This is a genomic window from Ezakiella massiliensis, from assembly GCF_059862345.1.
In genome coordinates this window covers 1-16,418 of sequence record NZ_JCBCEO010000008.1, presented here as the reverse complement: position 1 = coordinate 16,418, position 16,418 = coordinate 1, and the positions used below count along the sequence as shown (strand labels likewise).

The 16,418-nt window shown below is 32.9% G+C and carries 14 protein-coding genes and 2 pseudogenes; all 16 read right to left on the bottom strand.

Annotated elements, in window-relative coordinates; genetic code table 11:
- Window positions 1-2: 2 nt before the first annotated feature.
- Window positions 3-1,655 (bottom strand): MobQ family relaxase, encoded by a 1,653-nt coding sequence (mobQ, locus tag AC6FXG_RS08490; protein ID WP_500572339.1) that lies wholly within the window; start codon window positions 1,653-1,655, stop codon window positions 3-5.
- 246 nt (window positions 1,656-1,901) lie between these two features.
- On the bottom strand, window positions 1,902-2,231 hold the full coding sequence (locus tag AC6FXG_RS08485; RefSeq protein WP_002842117.1) for a DUF3847 domain-containing protein: 330 nt from the start codon (window positions 2,229-2,231) through the stop codon (window positions 1,902-1,904).
- Window positions 2,232-2,315: 84 nt separating this feature from the next.
- On the bottom strand, window positions 2,316-2,732 hold the full coding sequence (locus tag AC6FXG_RS08480) for a sigma factor-like helix-turn-helix DNA-binding protein (protein WP_005957966.1): 417 nt from the start codon (window positions 2,730-2,732) through the stop codon (window positions 2,316-2,318).
- Between the two features lie 284 nt (window positions 2,733-3,016).
- Window positions 3,017-4,372, bottom strand: a complete 1,356-nt coding sequence (locus AC6FXG_RS08475) for an MATE family efflux transporter (protein ID WP_002844948.1) — start codon at window positions 4,370-4,372, stop codon at window positions 3,017-3,019.
- Window positions 4,373-4,396: 24 nt separating this feature from the next.
- On the bottom strand, window positions 4,397-5,794 hold the full coding sequence (locus AC6FXG_RS08470) for an ATP-binding cassette domain-containing protein (protein ID WP_035111960.1): 1,398 nt from the start codon (window positions 5,792-5,794) through the stop codon (window positions 4,397-4,399).
- Complete coding sequence (locus tag AC6FXG_RS08465) at window positions 5,787-6,488, bottom strand: energy-coupling factor transporter transmembrane component T (protein WP_030127097.1); 702 nt, start codon at window positions 6,486-6,488, stop codon at window positions 5,787-5,789. Before AC6FXG_RS08465 ends, AC6FXG_RS08470 begins: the two co-directional genes overlap by 8 nt.
- Before the next feature lie 20 nt (window positions 6,489-6,508).
- Window positions 6,509-7,096: an MptD family putative ECF transporter S component gene (locus AC6FXG_RS08460; RefSeq protein ID WP_030127098.1), complete on the bottom strand. Its 588-nt coding sequence runs from the start codon at window positions 7,094-7,096 to the stop codon at window positions 6,509-6,511.
- An 11-nt stretch (window positions 7,097-7,107) separates the two neighbouring features.
- The gene (locus AC6FXG_RS08455; RefSeq protein WP_500572338.1) at window positions 7,108-7,698 is read right to left on the bottom strand and encodes a TetR/AcrR family transcriptional regulator; all 591 of its coding nucleotides are present in this window, start codon (window positions 7,696-7,698) and stop codon (window positions 7,108-7,110) included.
- Window positions 7,699-7,818: 120 nt separating this feature from the next.
- Window positions 7,819-9,647 (bottom strand): annotated as a pseudogene (locus AC6FXG_RS08450) (DUF4368 domain-containing protein).
- Between the two features lie 38 nt (window positions 9,648-9,685).
- Window positions 9,686-10,411: pseudogene (locus AC6FXG_RS08445) on the bottom strand (type IV secretory system conjugative DNA transfer family protein); the annotation flags it as partial.
- Between the two features lie 158 nt (window positions 10,412-10,569).
- Window positions 10,570-11,580, bottom strand: coding sequence for a DMT family transporter (locus tag AC6FXG_RS08440; protein WP_009429029.1), 1,011 nt, complete (start codon window positions 11,578-11,580; stop codon window positions 10,570-10,572).
- 48 nt (window positions 11,581-11,628) lie between these two features.
- Entirely contained in the window at window positions 11,629-13,089 is a 1,461-nt protein-coding gene (mobQ, locus tag AC6FXG_RS08435; RefSeq protein WP_009428357.1) for a MobQ family relaxase, read from the bottom strand.
- Window positions 13,090-13,332: 243 nt separating this feature from the next.
- On the bottom strand, window positions 13,333-13,653 hold the full coding sequence (locus AC6FXG_RS08430; protein WP_019117185.1) for a DUF3847 domain-containing protein: 321 nt from the start codon (window positions 13,651-13,653) through the stop codon (window positions 13,333-13,335).
- Between the two features lie 110 nt (window positions 13,654-13,763).
- Window positions 13,764-14,132 (bottom strand): DUF3021 family protein, encoded by a 369-nt coding sequence (locus tag AC6FXG_RS08425; protein WP_018659265.1) that lies wholly within the window; start codon window positions 14,130-14,132, stop codon window positions 13,764-13,766.
- Window positions 14,133-14,230: 98 nt separating this feature from the next.
- A complete protein-coding gene (locus AC6FXG_RS08420; RefSeq protein WP_018659264.1) occupies window positions 14,231-14,413 on the bottom strand; it encodes a TnpW family protein in 183 nt (60 codons plus the stop codon).
- 81 nt (window positions 14,414-14,494) lie between these two features.
- Window positions 14,495-16,333, bottom strand: coding sequence for a DUF4368 domain-containing protein (locus AC6FXG_RS08415; RefSeq protein ID WP_500572337.1), 1,839 nt, complete (start codon window positions 16,331-16,333; stop codon window positions 14,495-14,497).
- Window positions 16,334-16,418: the final 85 nt, after the last annotated feature.

Genomic DNA, 16,418 nt, shown 5'->3' with positions numbered 1-16,418 from the left:
TTTTATCTTTCCTCCCCTGTATTTTTATAATTTTCTTTAGCCTTTTCCTTGGCTTTTTGTTTGTACTGCTCCTTTCTTTCCTCTTGCTCTTGGAATTTTTTCAGCTGTGCAATAACACTTGGTTTATCTCCTCTCTTAATTGCCTTATCTATCTCAATAGATAGGTCTATTCCATACTCGTCATTGACAATCTTTACTGCATATTTGATATGGTCTATCTGCTTAAATTCGTCTTGTACTTTAACTTTATCTTCCGTTAAACTTTGTATCTCTTTTTCAAGGTTTGATATTTCTTTTTGCCAATCACTTAATTTTATAGATGATGTCCCTGTAAATTTTTCTATAATCTTTCTTGCTCTTTGGTACTTATCTATTTCCTTTTTATGAGAATTATAAAAGCTGTCTTTGAATATGGTTTTGCTTTTGTATTCCTGATAAACTTCTTTGTTTTCTTTGATAGAGTCTATGCAGCTTACACATTGATTTAAGTCTTTTATTCTTTGTGTTTTTTCTTGAATATCACCACTTATCTTTTTACTTTGTTTTGCAAGTTCAAAGACTTTTCCTTGTAGGTCTGCTATGGTTTGAAGATGATTATCTTTTAGATAGTAGATTGCTTTTACAAATCTCTTTAGGTCTGCATTTCCCTTTTTTATCTGTCCATAGTAGGATAGATTTTTTATTTTTTCTCCCTGTATCTCGTTATAGATAGAGATATATTCATAGAGGTTAAAGAGTTCGGCTTTGTTCTCAATCTCTTGTTGTCTTGTTTCTTTGTACTCGTCATATTTTGCTTGAAATGTAGAAACAAGTGAGTTAAGCCAAGAGTTAATCTCTAACAATTTTTCTTTAATTGCCTTAACTAAGGAGTTGTGCTTTTTTATTTCTCGGTTGATGTTTCCTTTGTCGGTTTCGATTCCTTTTTTCTCTAAGGCGCTGGCACTTGCTCCCATGTGAATGGTTGGGATTTCTTCTATCCCTTGTCTTTTGTAGGAACGATGATCCACTCTCTTTTCCTGATGATTTTTTTCTAAATACTGATTACAAAGGCTTGCAAAATTCTCTCGCCATTTCTCTGCGTTGCCTTTATCGTTCCAGTCTGTCAGCTCTACTTTTCTTGTTTTATAGTTTCCGCTTTTTAGTTTTATCTTTTCTCCGTTTTCATCAAGAACATATTCTTTTTTGCTTTTTGCCTGCCACTCTCCTTTTTCATTGATTGGTCTAAGGGTAGTCATAATATGAGCATGGATATTGTTATTTTCTTCATCACTTTCATCATGGATTGCAAGGTCTGCTATCATTCCTTTTGATGCAAAATTTTCTTGTATGAAGTCGATAATGAGTTTCTTGTTTTCTTCAAAAGATAATTCTTTCGGTAAGGCGATAATGAAGTTTCTTGCAAGCTGTGCATTGCTTGCTTTCTCATTTAGTTCAACGCTATTCCATAAAGTAGTTCTATCTTTTAATGCTATGGGGACATTCTCCGGCAAGAAGATTTCTGAATGTAAAAGTCCTTTTTTATTATGGTAGTCGTGAGTTACTCCGTCCCATTCATTTGTTAATTTCTCACAGGATATATATGCTGCACTTGCAACTGCCGATTTACTTTTTCCTCTGCTTATCATTGATATACTAAAGTGAAATGTTTCTGCCATCTGTATAAGCTCCTTTCATTTTTTGTTTGTTTTCAGGTAAATAAAAAAAGCAGACAGGTTATTTTTGTATCTTTTCCTATCTGCTTTATCTGTATATTTTTATTAACTTTTGTATGTTTTAAGACTTGCTAAAATCCCTTAGTTTTTCTAAGGGCGCAATTATACACCCTAAAGGGTGCTTTGCGTTCTGCGAAGCTTTTTGCCCTTGCAGGGAGCTTCTGAAAAAACTAAGGTCTTTTATTCTGTCTACTCGCTGTCTGTTTCATCTTCCATATCTTTCCCATTTATCATTTCTTCATAGGCTTGTCTGTATTCTTCTGTGTGAGTAGCAACTTTAAGTAATTCTTCTATCTCCTCATTGGTAAACATTAGTGGATTTTTAACCACTCTTTCTACTATCAAGCCTCTTTGTATAAGCCTGTGATTTCTTCTTTTTCGTTCTTTTTCGTTTGCAAGTTTTTCTAATTTCTTGCCTTGATTTTCTAATTGTTTCAGCTTCACATTGCACTTTTCTCTTTCTTCCTGAAGTTCAGAAATTTGTTCCTGTACTTCCTGTAATGTGTTTTCTTTCTTCATTTTTCATTCCTCCATTTTGGTATCTGCTTGTTTCCATAAAGAAAGGTTAAGCACCTTTTTTTGACACTTAACCCTTCCAAGTTTTTAGATTTTATCTTCTAAAATCTTTCTCAGTTTTTCTAAAATCCTATCCCTCCTCCCACTGATTGCTTGATGTGTAACTTTCTCTTTTTTACCGATTGACCTTAGGCTTTCTTCTTTGTAGAAGATGGCTTCCATTAACTCTCGTTCTTCTTTTGAAAGAGTATTTAATGCTCTATGAAGTTCTTCAATTTGCATTTTTACTTCTACAATTTTTTCTAAGTCTATTTTTTCATCTATGATGTTGTCTATGAAGTGTCCGTCGTGATCCAGTCCTGAAAATGGTATAACATTATGCTTCCAATCTTTTCTTTGGAGATACTTTTCATGCTCTGTTATCTTCCAATAGGCTTTGTAGACTTCTTCGCTTACAGGTACGGCTTTGCCTTTTACATAAAGGTAATATTCTTTCTTTGCCACTTAGTTATCCTCCTTTTTTAAGTTCTCTGTTTTGCTTTTTGAGAATAAAAAAGGAGGACTTCTACACTTTGGCGTAAAATGTCCTCCGAATTGAAAAGAGTTTACCTTTTCTTTAGATGTATTTAATTGTTTGAGAGAATAGACAACTATAAGGCAAATAGAAATTTTTATTATTTATTTCTTTTGTATATAAAGATTTTTTCATCTTAATCACCCATCCCTTATAGTTAAATAATGTTCATACATCAAACCTTTCTTATTTTTTCTTTTGTCTTTTGAGCTACCTAACTTTTTGTAATTTCTTGTTTTCCCATTTTCCTAAGTCCATTAAGCATTAAAACCAGCCCAAGCAAAATCATACTAAAATCCACAATAGGTTCAGCCCACCAAACTGCTAATCTTCCAAATACCTTTGGCAATAACAATATCGCCGGAATAAATAAAATCAGTTGTCTAAGCATTACAATCATGCTCGCTTTTTTCCCATCTCCAATAGATTGGAAAAATGTAAGAGTCATAATCATAATTCCATACAGGATAAAGGTAGAATAGAACAACTTGAAGTTCATAACTCCAACTTCAATTATTTCACTTCTCACATTAAACAAAGACAATAATTTTTCAGAGAAAAACATGGATGGTATCCAAGAAATAGCAGCAAGTATTGTTGCCCCATACATGAAAATCTTCATAGTATCTTTTACTCTTTGATATTGTTTTGCTCCAAAATTAGCTCCTATAACAGGCTGTAAACCTTGACTCATTCCCCACAATGGAATAAATGAGAACATATAAAGTCTCATTGTGGCAGACATTAGAATTCCCCAATTATCTCCACCATAAGCGAAAGCCTGTTTGAACAAAAATGTTTGTTGTACTGCAAATAAAATTTGCATCATCATAGCCGAACTTCCTATACTAAACATTTCACTGTAAATTGCCTTGCTCTTTTGAATTTTATGGATACCAACAAAAGCACTTTTCTTTGAAAAATAGTGAAATGTTAATATCGCCTGTACAATTTGAGATATTACAGTTGCAATGGCTGCACCTTCAATTGCATACTCTCCCATCAACTTCATAAAAATAGGATCTAAAATAATATTTAATAAAGCACCTACTCCCATAATCATCATAGATTGCTTCAATGCACCTTCACCACGCATTGTCATATTACCTGCTTGAGCAAAATTCACAAATATTGAACCAAAGAAAACTACTCTTAAATATCTAACTCCAAGTTCTTTAATATTCCCTTTTGCTCCTACCAAATCCAGAAAATTAGGTGCAAATATCAATCCTAATATGGTAATTACTATAGAAAATAAAATTACCCAATAACAAAAATTACCAAATATTTTATCCGTTGTTTCTTTGTCTCCCTTTCCAATAGCCCTTGACAAAATCGACGCACTACCAACACCAATAAGTGCTGATATACCGCCATTTATTATTGTTAAAGACATTGATATACTAATAGCAGACATAGCATAATCCCCTATAATCCACCCAGCAAATATTCCATCCATAAATGGATAAAGTCCTATAACAACCATTCCTATAATTCCCGGAATAGCTAATTGAAACAACAAGTCTTTAGGACTTTTTGTTAAAAGTTGTGTTTTCATATCTTCTTTCATCGTATTGCTCTCCTTTACTTATATTTATTTTGTAAATTCATATATTGCACCATCGCATTGTTTTATAAATTCAAAATCATGCGTGATTATAATAATAGTTTTCCCTTGCTCTACCATTTGATTTAAAAATCCAATCAAAATATCCATTTGCATTTTGCAAAGTCCGCTCGTTGGCTCATCAAACACTATGATTGGTTTTTGACTTACCATAGACATAGCAAGCAACAATCTCTGTTTTTCTCCACCCGATAACGAACTTGGGTGCATTTCTTTTTTATTAAATAAATGTACCTTTCTTAAGGCTTCATTTTTCAAATTATCCTGTTTTGTAACTGTTCCAATTTCCTGCCATACAGATTCTGTGAAAAGTTGATAATTAACATCTTGTATGACTGCAAAGATATTCTCGTACCGTTTTTTGAGCTTTTCTCCCTTATAAAAAACTTCTCCCTTGCCTTTTATAGTTCCCATAAGTAAATTGATAAAAGTACTTTTCCCAACACCGTTTTGTCCAATAATGAAATTTATCCCGGTATTAAAAGAAACACTAAAATCAAAAATTGTATTCTTATCGTATGTTTTTTTGAAATGTAGACATGTTATTGATTCATTAACAAAGTTTGATGGAGTATTTTTTTGTAACATATCTACTTTTTCATATTGTCTATTTAAGAAATCACTCTTAAAAATTTCATTAAAGTTTCTCAAATTATGTTTTTCTGAAACTCTTTCAAAAAAATCATCACTAAAATATTCTTTCGTGTATTCTTTAAAAGTTTTGTTTTCTATTACACATAGCTTGTCAACAATGTCTTTCAAATAAAATAATCTATGCTCGACAATGATTATGATTTTATTTCTTTTTTTTAGCTCAATAATAGCTCTTTTTAAGTTCTTAATTGATTCATAATCCAAAGATGAAGATGGTTCATCTAAAAGAATAATTTCATTTTCTGAAATTCCACTAGCAGTTATAGCAATTAACTGCTTCTCTCCACCGGACAGTTCAAAAATATTCTTGTCTAACAAATCTTTACTACCTAAAACATCTGAATAATAGTGTATTTTATCTAAAATTAAATTTCTTTCTATACATCTATTTTCTAATTGAAAAGCCAATTCATCTGTGGAATTGATACAATAAAACTGTGTTTTAGGATTTTGAAACACTGTAGATATAAACTTGGATCGTTCTAATATACTCATCCCTAATAAAGATTTGTCCTTGTATAAAACATCTCCTTTTACATCTCCACAATCATATTCGGGAATAATGCCGTTTATTACTTTTAACAAACTACTTTTCCCCGTACCTGAGTGTCCCGTTATAACAGTTACCTCTCCGGGTTTGAAATTTAGATTTACATTTTCTAATATGCTTTCTCCATCAAACTTTAATACTAAATTTTGTAAACTAAGCATACTTACCCCTTATATATAAATAGATTGCCCATACCATTATCACAAAAAATATGCAATCAATGCCACCAATGCGTGATTCACTAATACTTGTTCGCTTTTGATTAACAGCTAACCCTTTTGTCATTGCGGATACTGTTAAATCATCTGCCGTCTTAGACAAACACATCAATAGTGGCACTAATCTATATTCAAATAATAGAATTGGATTTTTTATTAACTTTTTAAGCGTTAGTCCTCTCAAACGCATAGCTTTTTTTATCTGGCTATAATCAATCCTTGCGGCATAAAAGAAACGAACCATCACAGTCAATGGTATTGCTATTTCATCGGGACATTTCATTTTTTTCAATGAATAAATACTTTCCCCTACATTTGATGTGAGTATGGTATATTTTCCCATTAAAAATGCGGGTAGTATTTTCTTAACAACCATTACTAATATCAGTAAAATCGCTACCAAGGGACTGTATTCTAATTTAATTAAAAATCTATCAGCACCATAAACGAACACAAGAGTAGCCATCCCAATAATAGCTACTCTTGTATGTTTTGTATTTATTAAAAGCACTATCGGAATTACAGATATTATAAGGGCTTGCAAGAAATACTTTACTTGAATATTGCCTAAAACCATCACATATGAAAGAACTATTGTCATAAAAAGTTTTGTACGAAAATCAAGTTTGATTGTCATCCTTAACTCCTTATGAATCCTTATTTTTCCATACCAGCCTTTTTAAAATGTTTTTTTAGGAAAGCCATACCTATACTACAACCAATATATGCTCCTATAATTCCACCTATTGCCATTACGACAATAATCCAATTCGGCATTACACTAAGCATCTTATCAATAAATTCTTGGTTATATCCTTGCTCTAACATCTGCTTGATATATTCATTTCTTGATATAAAAATTGGCAACCAATTTCCTAATGTGCAAAGTGGAGCAATAGAAAATGCTAATCTTGCCTTTCTAACATCCGTATATTCTCCTGATTTCAAAATAACTTCAGCAATAATACCTGCAATAACAGCGGTTAATAATGCCCAAGGTCCATGTCCCATAGCAACATATACTAATGCAATAAGTAATGATTGAATAAATACCATTCCTCTTTTCTTAATCTTAGTAGAATACAACATATTTACCGGTCCTACCAAAACACCTTGTGCCAATGGAACAACCGGCATTAAAACTGGAACCATTCCTAAAAATGATCCAATCATCATAAATACAAAACCTAATACAGAAAATAATCCTATGTTGATTAAATCCTTTACTTCTAATCGTTTACTCATTTTAAACCTCCCTATCTCTTGTCAATATCAACAATGTAATTTACCATTGTTTCTTTTATATATTTTTTATGTTGTGAAAAAGAATTTCTTGCACAGAGAACTTCAGAACTTAATATCATCGCATTGATATAATTCACTAAAAAATCATCCTTAAATATGTCTGTTTTAATTCCAAGCTGCTTGGCGATTAAACTTAGCTCATTAGTCGTATTAAGTTTCAATTCTTGATACAATTTTTCCAAATCCTGATTATATTTTTTCGCTTGTAAAAGGAGTGTATACAATCTCATCAATTCTGTATCAGCCAGCGACTTATCAACCAAAATATCACCCATTTGCTGATATTTATCTTTTCCTCGATTGTTTTTTAAATACTCATTTATAAAGTTGTTTCTATAATCATTACCATCAAACATTAAGTCTTTAAGCATTTCTTTTGTACTTGCATAATGATGATAAACACCCCCTCTACTCATTCCTACCTCTGTGATAACATCTTCCATTGTTGTAAGTTGAAACCCTTTATTTAGAAAGCATTCCTTTGCAGCTTCTCGAATCTCTTTTTTTCTAATTTGTCCAACTTTTTGTTTTTCTTCTTTCAAAATAAAGACCTCATTTCATATCGCAATAAAAACCGACACTACTGTCGAATTTTATTTTATCATAAACGATAGTTAATGTCAACTAACTTCATGATAATAACTACCGTCTTAATATGAATACTATTTCATATAATCTTTCATCGGTATCCCAACTCTTTTCAAAACCTTTAATTTCTCCTGTTTCTTCTGTTCTCTTCTTGCCTTATATTTATCTTCATACTCTTTCTGTTTTCCGCTGGCTTTTCGTTTCAGGTAATTTTGATGTAGCTTGTCTTTTCTTTCCTTGATTTTTCTTTCTTCTTCCTCAAGTTTTTGTTTTTCTTCTTCACTTAACTCCGCCTGTGGCAGTTCATAATTGCCTATGAAATTAAAGTAAATTTCTATCTTTTGCTTTGATGTCTGACTTCCTTTTCTATCTCTTTCGTGTACGATAATTTTTTCTACAAACTCATTTATCATTGTAGTTGTAAGTTCATCAAAGTTTTCATAACGACTGATAAGAGATATAAATTTTCTTGCTCTGTCTGTTTCTTTTTCATATCTTGAAACCTGCTGCTCCAAGTCCTTAATTTCTTTACTTAAAGCTACCTGCTCCGTTTCATATTGATTATTAAGGATTTCATAGCGATTATTCGGTATTTTATTCAGGATCATATCTTCGTAAATTCTGCACATCAGTCGTTCAAGTTCCTGAAGTCTATTTTGGCTTTCCGTTAATCTTATCTTTTTCTTTTCTATCTCTATTTTTTCCTTTTCTTCCATTTCATTTTGAATGGAACGGATAAAGGCTTCATTATCTTCATCAAGGTATTTTTTAATGTCTTTCAGTGTTTCCCTAATAAGGTTTAGGACTGCTTCTGCTTTTATTCTGTGTGCTGATGGACAAAGTGTGCCGCAAGGGGTTTTGGTATAGGCACTGCAAGTGTAATAGGGAATATTCTTATAGTTGCTTGTTCTATGAACATACATCTTGCTCCCACAATCTGCACAATACATCAGTCCTGTGAGTGGGTGATATTCGCCCCAACCGTCAGGATACCTTTTTACATTTCCTCTTATCCTTTGCACATTATCAAAGGTTTCTTGGTCTATGATTGGCTCGTGTGTATTTTCAAAAATAAGCCAGTTATCCTCGGATACATATTTGCTTTTTTGTCCTTGAAGTGCTTTCTTGTTTTGAAATTGACTGTATGTCCTAAGTATTCCTGTTTCTTTAAAATGCTTGCTATAGTTGAGCTGCACCAACGATAGGGATGTTCAAAGTTTTTGCTTTGATATAGTCCATAACCTAATTTCTGTTGATGATAGGCGGGTATATCTACTTTTTCACTCTCCAATGTCTTTGCTATTCGATACGGACCATTGCCTTGCATGGTCATATTGAATATTCGTCTTACTACTTCGGCTGCTTTTTCATCTACTATCCACTTATTTTTATCTTTTTCATCTTTGATATAGCCATAAGGCGGTGTGCTTGCCGTATGTTTCCCACTTTCGCCTTTTGACCTGAAGGTAGATTGGATTTTTCTTGATGTATCTCTTGCATACCATTCATTCATGATATTTCTAAAGGGGGTAAAATCATCTTCTCTGTAAAAGCTATCTACATTGTCATTGATAGCGATTAGTCTCACTCCCTTTTGTCTTAGTATCTCCATACATTGACCGACTTTGAGATAATCTCTGCCAAGTCTGCTCATATCTTTTACAATGATACACCCAATATTTCCTTGATTAACTCCGTTCATCATTGCCATAAATCCCGGTCTGTCAAACTGCGTTCCACTGATTCCATCATCTGTAAAGTGAATGATGTTTGACAGGTTATTTTTGCTTGCGTATTCTTCCAATATTTTTTTCTGATTGATGATAGAGTTGCTTTCTCCTTGCAGTTCATCATCACGACTTAATCTCTCATAGAGTGCTGTTATCTTTTCAAAATTCCTCATTTTTACCCCCTTTCTCTTAATTTTTCAATAAAAAAGAATTAAGAAGCACATATTTCACTAAAATAGTGATTAAGTGTTCTCCTTAATTCTATTACTCCTGCTGCCAGCTTATATTTCTTATATTGCTTAACTGCAAAATGACTTGGGTCTTTCTTTTCAAGAGCTTCAAAGAGCCTATCAATTGGATTCATATAGGTTTCATCATCTTCTCTAACTTCACTTGCGTCAATCATATCTAAGAGTGTTTTAAAATTCTTTTCTTCTTCAGGTGCTTCATAATAAATATACCCAATAAGAGCAGTGTAATATAACTTTTCAGCCTTTACCCAAAAATCTTCTCCTGCCTTTTCTCCATCTCCCTTGGTGTTGGCTATAATTGTTTGGACAAGCTTTAAAATATCTTTTTCACTTCTCAAATACGCAAAGGGATTGTATTTCATAGATTTTTTAAAGTTTATTGTGTTTAAAATCTTTATGTCATATCCATTTTCATAAAGCATTTTTCCACACTCTAACACAAGTGTGCCTTTAGGGTCTGTTACTACATAGGAAGAGTGCATTTGCATTAGATTTGGCTTTACATAAAATCTTGTCTTACCTGATCCAGAACCACCTATTACTAATACGTTTTTATTTCTAGCATATTTAGGGTTTTTAGGTCTTGAGTTCATTGTAAGTCTTTCAGTATTAGTTATAAGAACATTATTTTCAAACTTTGGGTCAATATATGGAGCAATATCCTTGCTTTCTCCCCAGGAAGCGTTTTGTCAAGTACCTTTTTATATTTATGGACGCTCTTTCTGTAAGCCGTATTAACTTTTAAGCAAAGAAAAACAGTAAACTTTTTTTGATTCACTGTTTCTCTTTGTTGTATTATGCTTATTTCTTAACGGTTATATAAGTTAAGCCATTTTCCAATCATTTATGTGTTTGCATGAGAATGACTGTGTATATGCATAGGGTTAAATATAAAATGTCTATGCTCATGCGAATGTACTACTTTTCCGTGCTTATGCTGGTGGGTATGGACATATCCATTATATATTTTTTCGTTACCAAGCGTATCTTTTATCATAATCAATGTGCTGATTATCATAATGCCGAGGGCGATATAAAATTTTACTGTTGGTCTTTCACCCAAAATAATAAAACTAAATCCCACTCCTAAAAATGGTGCTATAGAATAAAATGCACTTGTTTTTGCTGCACCCAAGTTCTTTTGTGCCATAATATAAAAATTTATACTTAAACCATATGCCACAAAACCAAGTAACATAACCGCAAGTATATATAGTATTTCAGGTAGATGTTCTCCAATGATAAAAGCAATAACAATACTGCCAATACCCGAGAAAATTCCTTTTATTAACACAATTTCCTCAGAACTTTTATCACTTATACTTCTTGTACAATTATTCTCAATCCCCCAACAAATACAAGCACATAAAACAAACATTGAACCTTTATTCAGTGCTAATGCTTCCATCCCCTCAAAGCTAAGAATGACGCTTGATAAAAGTACAAGGACAATAGCAATCCATAATCTTTTAGAAATTTTTTCCTTAAAAATCAAAAGGGCAATGACCGATGTTGCAACAATTTCAAAGTTATTAATTAACGAGACATTAGCAGAATTTGTATTGGCAATGCCAAACATCAGAAATATCGGTGCTGCTATATCAAGAACAACCATTGCAATTGTATAAGGTAAATCATTTATATTAAGCCATTTTTCGTCAGTCAATTTGTTTTGAGTTTTCTTTATTCCAAGTAATATCCCAATACCAACACCTGCTCCTAAATACAAAAAACCGGCAAGCATTGTCGGAGACACATTTGCTAATAATATTTTCGATATTGGTACATTGATTGCATATAATGCTGCTGCTAATATTGCAAAAAATGTAGCTGTTTTATTTTTACTCAGTGTCAAAGCCCCCTTTCTATCTTTTTTAATATTATACCATTTTTTCACTTAGTTTTATAGGTCTAACTCATTCCTCTTTACCTGTGATAGTCGCTTTTCGTGTCCCTCTATTTGCTCTATACAGGTTTTAACTTTTTCAGCCTGTTCAACTTCTTCTCGTATCTCCAATATTTGACTGTATAGGTTCTTTTTCTCTTTCTTCAAAGTGGCAAGTTCTGATTTCCATTTACTGATGGCTAAGGTTTTACTTTCTCCTAAATGGTCTTTCAAATATTTCTTAGCACTTTCAAATAAAATAATTTCTGCCGTATGCTCGTTATAAAAATTCCCCTGTTTGCTTTTCTTTGTCTTGGTATAGGCTTTGTAGGTGTCCTTATGCTTCAAATATTTTTCTGACTGGTCTATGAGTTTTGTTTTATCATCAACTTTCTTTTCGGTATCTTTTAAGGCTCTTGTGGTCTTGTAATTCTTATCTCGTAAGGTAACTATACTTTCTTTTAGCTGGGATAATGAAGTGATATTTTTATCTTTGAGTAGCTGATAACTCTCAATATATTTTTCTAAATCAGCATTATTCTTATCTGCATTTTCACGGATAAGATTTTCAAAGATTGACTGCAAATTTTCTTTGAGTGGGAGGGTGAACTTTGTATTTTCATTTTCTGTATTTTCTTCTTTTCCAATTCCCCTTATCCAATTTAGCAATGCCTTTATTCTTCTTGAGATTTCTTTTAATATCTTGTTTTGATGTATGATTTCTCTGTTGATGTATCCTCTGTCTGTGGATATGCCTTTCTTTTCCATTTGTGTTGCTGATACTCCTAAATGAATGGTCGGTATTTGTTCTATTCCTTGCCTTAGATAAGAGCGATGATCCACTTTCTCCTGTATGCTGTTTTCTTCAAGATATTTGTTTGTGATATCTGCCCATGCTTTTCGCCACTCTTCTGCTTTGTCTTGCTCATTCCAATCTGTTGTATTGATTTTTCGTGTTTTGTAATTTCCATTTTTGAGTTTTACTTTTTCTCCGTTTTCATCAAGGATATATTCCTTTTTTGATTTTGCTCCCCATGTTGTATCCTCGTTTAGTGGTCGCATGGTAAGTAATATATGACAATGTGGGTTTCCATCATTTTTATCATGTATTGCAATATCGGCACACATACCTACTTTTACAAAATTTTCTTTTACATATTCTCGTACAAGATTTATTTGTTTCTCTCGGTCTAATTCTTTGGGTAAGGCTACTTCAATTTCTCTTGCAAGTTGTGAGTTTTTACTCTTTTCTATTTTTTCAACACTATTCCATAATGTCCCTCTATCTGAAAATTCCTGTGGTGCATTTTGTGGTAAAAGAATTTCTGTATGGGCTATTCCACCTTTTCTTGTAAAGTCATGGACTATACCGTCATATTCGTTTTTTATCTTCTCGCCACTTCGATAGGCGGAAGCTGCTACTGCACTTTTGCCTTTACCTCTTGAAATAATCTTTATGCAAAGATGATATATCGCCATAGTAAAAAACCTCCTTTCCATTTTCTGATATGGTTATGGTGGAGATAGATAGAACTTCCTAAAAAAATCGGATAGCTTTTTATCCGATTTCTTTTGGGAAGTACACAAGGGGTAGGAAATTTATTTCCGTAGGGGAGTGTAGCTCCCCCTGTATCAGCGTTAGCTGATATGCCCTCTGCTAAGAGCCTTCGGAGAACGCACGCACCTGTTAAGGTGTATATGTGCGCCCTTGTAAACAAGGGACTATTCCTCTATGTCCGTTTCTTCCTCTTGGGTTTCGGTGTTTTGATTTTCCGTTTCTTCTCTGCTTTCAATGATTTTTTTAATTTTGATATTAGCTTCTTCTTTACGAATTAGAGATGTGATTAGCTGATAAAATTCATCTTTGGTTAAATTCTTACTTTCTGTAAATATGCTTTCAAAGACTGCTCCTTTTTCATATATCCTTTTATCTCTCTTTTTTCTTTCTTCCTGTTTCTGCTGACTGATGAGCTTTTTCCTTTTGTTTTGTAACTGCCTGATTTCTTCATCTGCCATTAAGATTTTTTCTTCTATGTTTTTCATTTTCTCGTTTCCTCTCTTTCTAATTTTGAGCAAAGAAAAACAGTAAACCTTTTTTGATTTACTGTTCCTGTGGTAATTTTTATTAAATTGTTAGTTCTACAAACTGGGATTTATTTAGTTAAAGTTTTCCCAAAAATAAAATATGAAATAGTCCATAAAACTATACCTACAAATAAAAATATTCCAAATACTTTTACATAGTCTAAAACACTATTCAATTTATACCAACCACTTATATATAATAAAGGCAACACTGTTACCAGCATAATTAAGAAGTGTATGACTGATTGCTTAAACAATGACCAATTTTCGATTTCATATATTACAGAAGCTGCAGCTACCGAAGCTATAATGATACCAACTATGAATGTCCCTCTAACCTGGAAAGGATCTATCCCTTGATATTTCATTATTATTGATATTATTGTCATTATGATTAAAGGAATAATTCCCCTAAGTATTGCTATCTTTATTAACATTTAATTACCTCTACAAATTCTAATTTGTTTATCTATATTGACTAATATTATAGCATTTTTTTCGATATTTTTCTACTGTCATATTTCTCTACTCACTACTATTTGTCCTTTGAATGTATTACTTTGAACAGCTTATCTTGAAATGTCTCTTTACTCTTTTTATCAAAATATATCTCTGTTACAAAGGTCTTTCCATTTATCTTCTTTGTAAGAATGCCATCGGGCTTTTGATGTTGTTCTGTCTGTATTTCTTTAATATCTGTTTTCTCATTTTCTGCCATTTAGTTCCTCCTTTCGACTTGCACAAAAAAAAGATTTCCTGTGATTAGGAAACCTCTTTTGCGATTAATTGATATTTGGTTTTAGGTTGTTGCTTGTAGTTTCTTTTTTGCTCTGTATTCTCTTGCTTTTAATTTTTCATACTCTCGGCACTTTTCAAGATTTTTGGCTCTGTATGCTTTAGAATATGCCCTATGATAAGCTCGTGATTTTTCTCTCCTTGCTTCTTCTATTTCTTCCCTCATCTGTATCATTTCTTGTTCTGTCGGCTCTATCTGTTTTGTAAGTTCATTTTCAAATTTTCCGATATAGTTAAAATAAACCTCTATTCGTTGAACTACATATTTTGCTCTTTTTACATCTCTTTCATGCACTACGATTTTACTGATAAACTCATTGATAATGGTAGGGGTAAGTTCTTCAAAGTTTGAATAGCTTTCTGCAAGTCTGATAAATTTCTTTGCCCTTTGACTTGCATTTTCACATTCGGATAAGCGTTCTTTGATTTCTTCTTTTTCTGCTTTTAAGGTGTAGTATTCTTCTGCATACTTTCTTGATAACTGCTCATAGCGTTCTGTATCCATATTTCCAAGTGCATTATCTTCATAGAGCTTATTCATCACTCTTTCTATCTGTTCCATTCGATCTGTGATTTGTGGCATACGCTTTTGATTTTTCTTTACTTCTTCGGTCTGTTCTTTATACAGACTCTCTTTTACAAGTTTCTCAAACTCTGCTTTGTTTTCTAAGGAATACTGTGCTATCTTTCGCAAAACCTCTTTGAGCGTTTCCATTACCTCATCTACATCAATGCGGTGTGGGGAATTGCATTTGGGGTGCTTTGCTTTTCCTTTGGCATATTCACTGCAATAGGTTACATGCTGTACTTTTTTGTTTTTGTGTATGGTGCGAATGTGCATTTTTGTTCCGCAATCTTTACAGTACATCAAGCCTGAAAGTGCGTGAATTTCTCCATCTCCGTTTGGTCTTTTGACAGGTGCGTTTTTTAACATACGCTCTACATTTTCAAAGGTAATTCTATCTATTATCGGCTCATGCACATTTTCCGTTATTTGCCATTTGCTTTTATCTACATAATGGTTTCTCTTATCTCTGTAATGCTTTTCGGTCTTGAAGTTGACTACATCACCACAATACTCTTGTCTTTTCAATATGCGTGTTAGAGTTGCTTTGTTCCAGTTATATCTGTTTTCTTGGTTTAGGGGTTTGTTTTTTGCTGTTCCTCTGCCTTGTTGTTTCATATAAAAGGTTGGGGTTAGTATTTCTTTTTCTTTCAGGTAAACAGCTATCTGATTTCTGTTTTTTCCCTCCATAAATAGTCTAAAAATGAGTTTTACGACTTCAGCAGCTTCTTTATCAACGATCCAATAATCTTTGTTCTCAGGGTCTTTTATATAGCCGTATGGGGCTTCTGTTGCGACAGGCTTTCCGTCTGCTCCTTTGGTCTTAATTCCTGTTTTTACTTTCTTGCTGATGTCTCTTGCATACCACTCTGACATGATGTTGATAAAGGGAGCAAATTCCAATGTATTTTGGTCAATGCTATCTATACCGTTGTTGATGGCGATAAAGCGTACATTGTTTCTTCTAAATATCTCCATAGCGTTTCCGACTTGAAGATAATCTCTTCCCCATCTTGTCATATCTTTCATGATGACAATACCGATTTTGCCTTGTTCTACATCGTTTATCATCTGTGTATAGGCTGAACGGTCAAAGAACCTACCGCTTTCATCATCGTCGATATAGTGGCGAATGTTTATCAGCTTTTTATCTCTTGCATACCTTTCTAAAAATGCTTTTTGATTTACAATACTATTACTCTCGCCACCGTCTCTATCTTCGTCACCAACTGAAAGGCGGGAGTATAGTGCTGTGATTTTGTTATGATATTCTATCATGGCATTATCCTCCTTTTCTCGTGTCTATATATCACTCCTGTTCAGTTAATATTATGCAACCCATCTTGCAGATCCATACTCTTTG

Bases quoted from the DNA above. Each gene is read 5' to 3' on its own strand.
- mobQ (WP_500572339.1), bottom strand. From the start codon at position 1,655: ATGGCAGAAACATTTCACTTTAGTATATCAATGATAAGCAGAGGAAAA.
- AC6FXG_RS08485 (WP_002842117.1), bottom strand. From the start codon at position 2,231: ATGAAGAAAGAAAACACATTACAGGAAGTACAGGAACAAATTTCTGAA.
- AC6FXG_RS08475 (WP_002844948.1), bottom strand. From the start codon at position 4,372: ATGAAAGAAGATATGAAAACACAACTTTTAACAAAAAGTCCTAAAGAC.
- AC6FXG_RS08470 (WP_035111960.1), bottom strand. From the start codon at position 5,794: ATGCTTAGTTTACAAAATTTAGTATTAAAGTTTGATGGAGAAAGCATA.
- AC6FXG_RS08465 (WP_030127097.1), bottom strand. From the start codon at position 6,488: ATGACAATCAAACTTGATTTTCGTACAAAACTTTTTATGACAATAGTT.
- AC6FXG_RS08460 (WP_030127098.1), bottom strand. From the start codon at position 7,096: ATGAGTAAACGATTAGAAGTAAAGGATTTAATCAACATAGGATTATTT.
- mobQ (WP_009428357.1), bottom strand. From the start codon at position 13,089: ATGGCGATATATCATCTTTGCATAAAGATTATTTCAAGAGGTAAAGGC.
- AC6FXG_RS08430 (WP_019117185.1), bottom strand. From the start codon at position 13,653: ATGAAAAACATAGAAGAAAAAATCTTAATGGCAGATGAAGAAATCAGG.
- AC6FXG_RS08425 (WP_018659265.1), bottom strand. From the start codon at position 14,132: ATGTTAATAAAGATAGCAATACTTAGGGGAATTATTCCTTTAATCATA.
- AC6FXG_RS08420 (WP_018659264.1), bottom strand. From the start codon at position 14,413: ATGGCAGAAAATGAGAAAACAGATATTAAAGAAATACAGACAGAACAA.
- AC6FXG_RS08415 (WP_500572337.1), bottom strand. From the start codon at position 16,333: ATGATAGAATATCATAACAAAATCACAGCACTATACTCCCGCCTTTCA.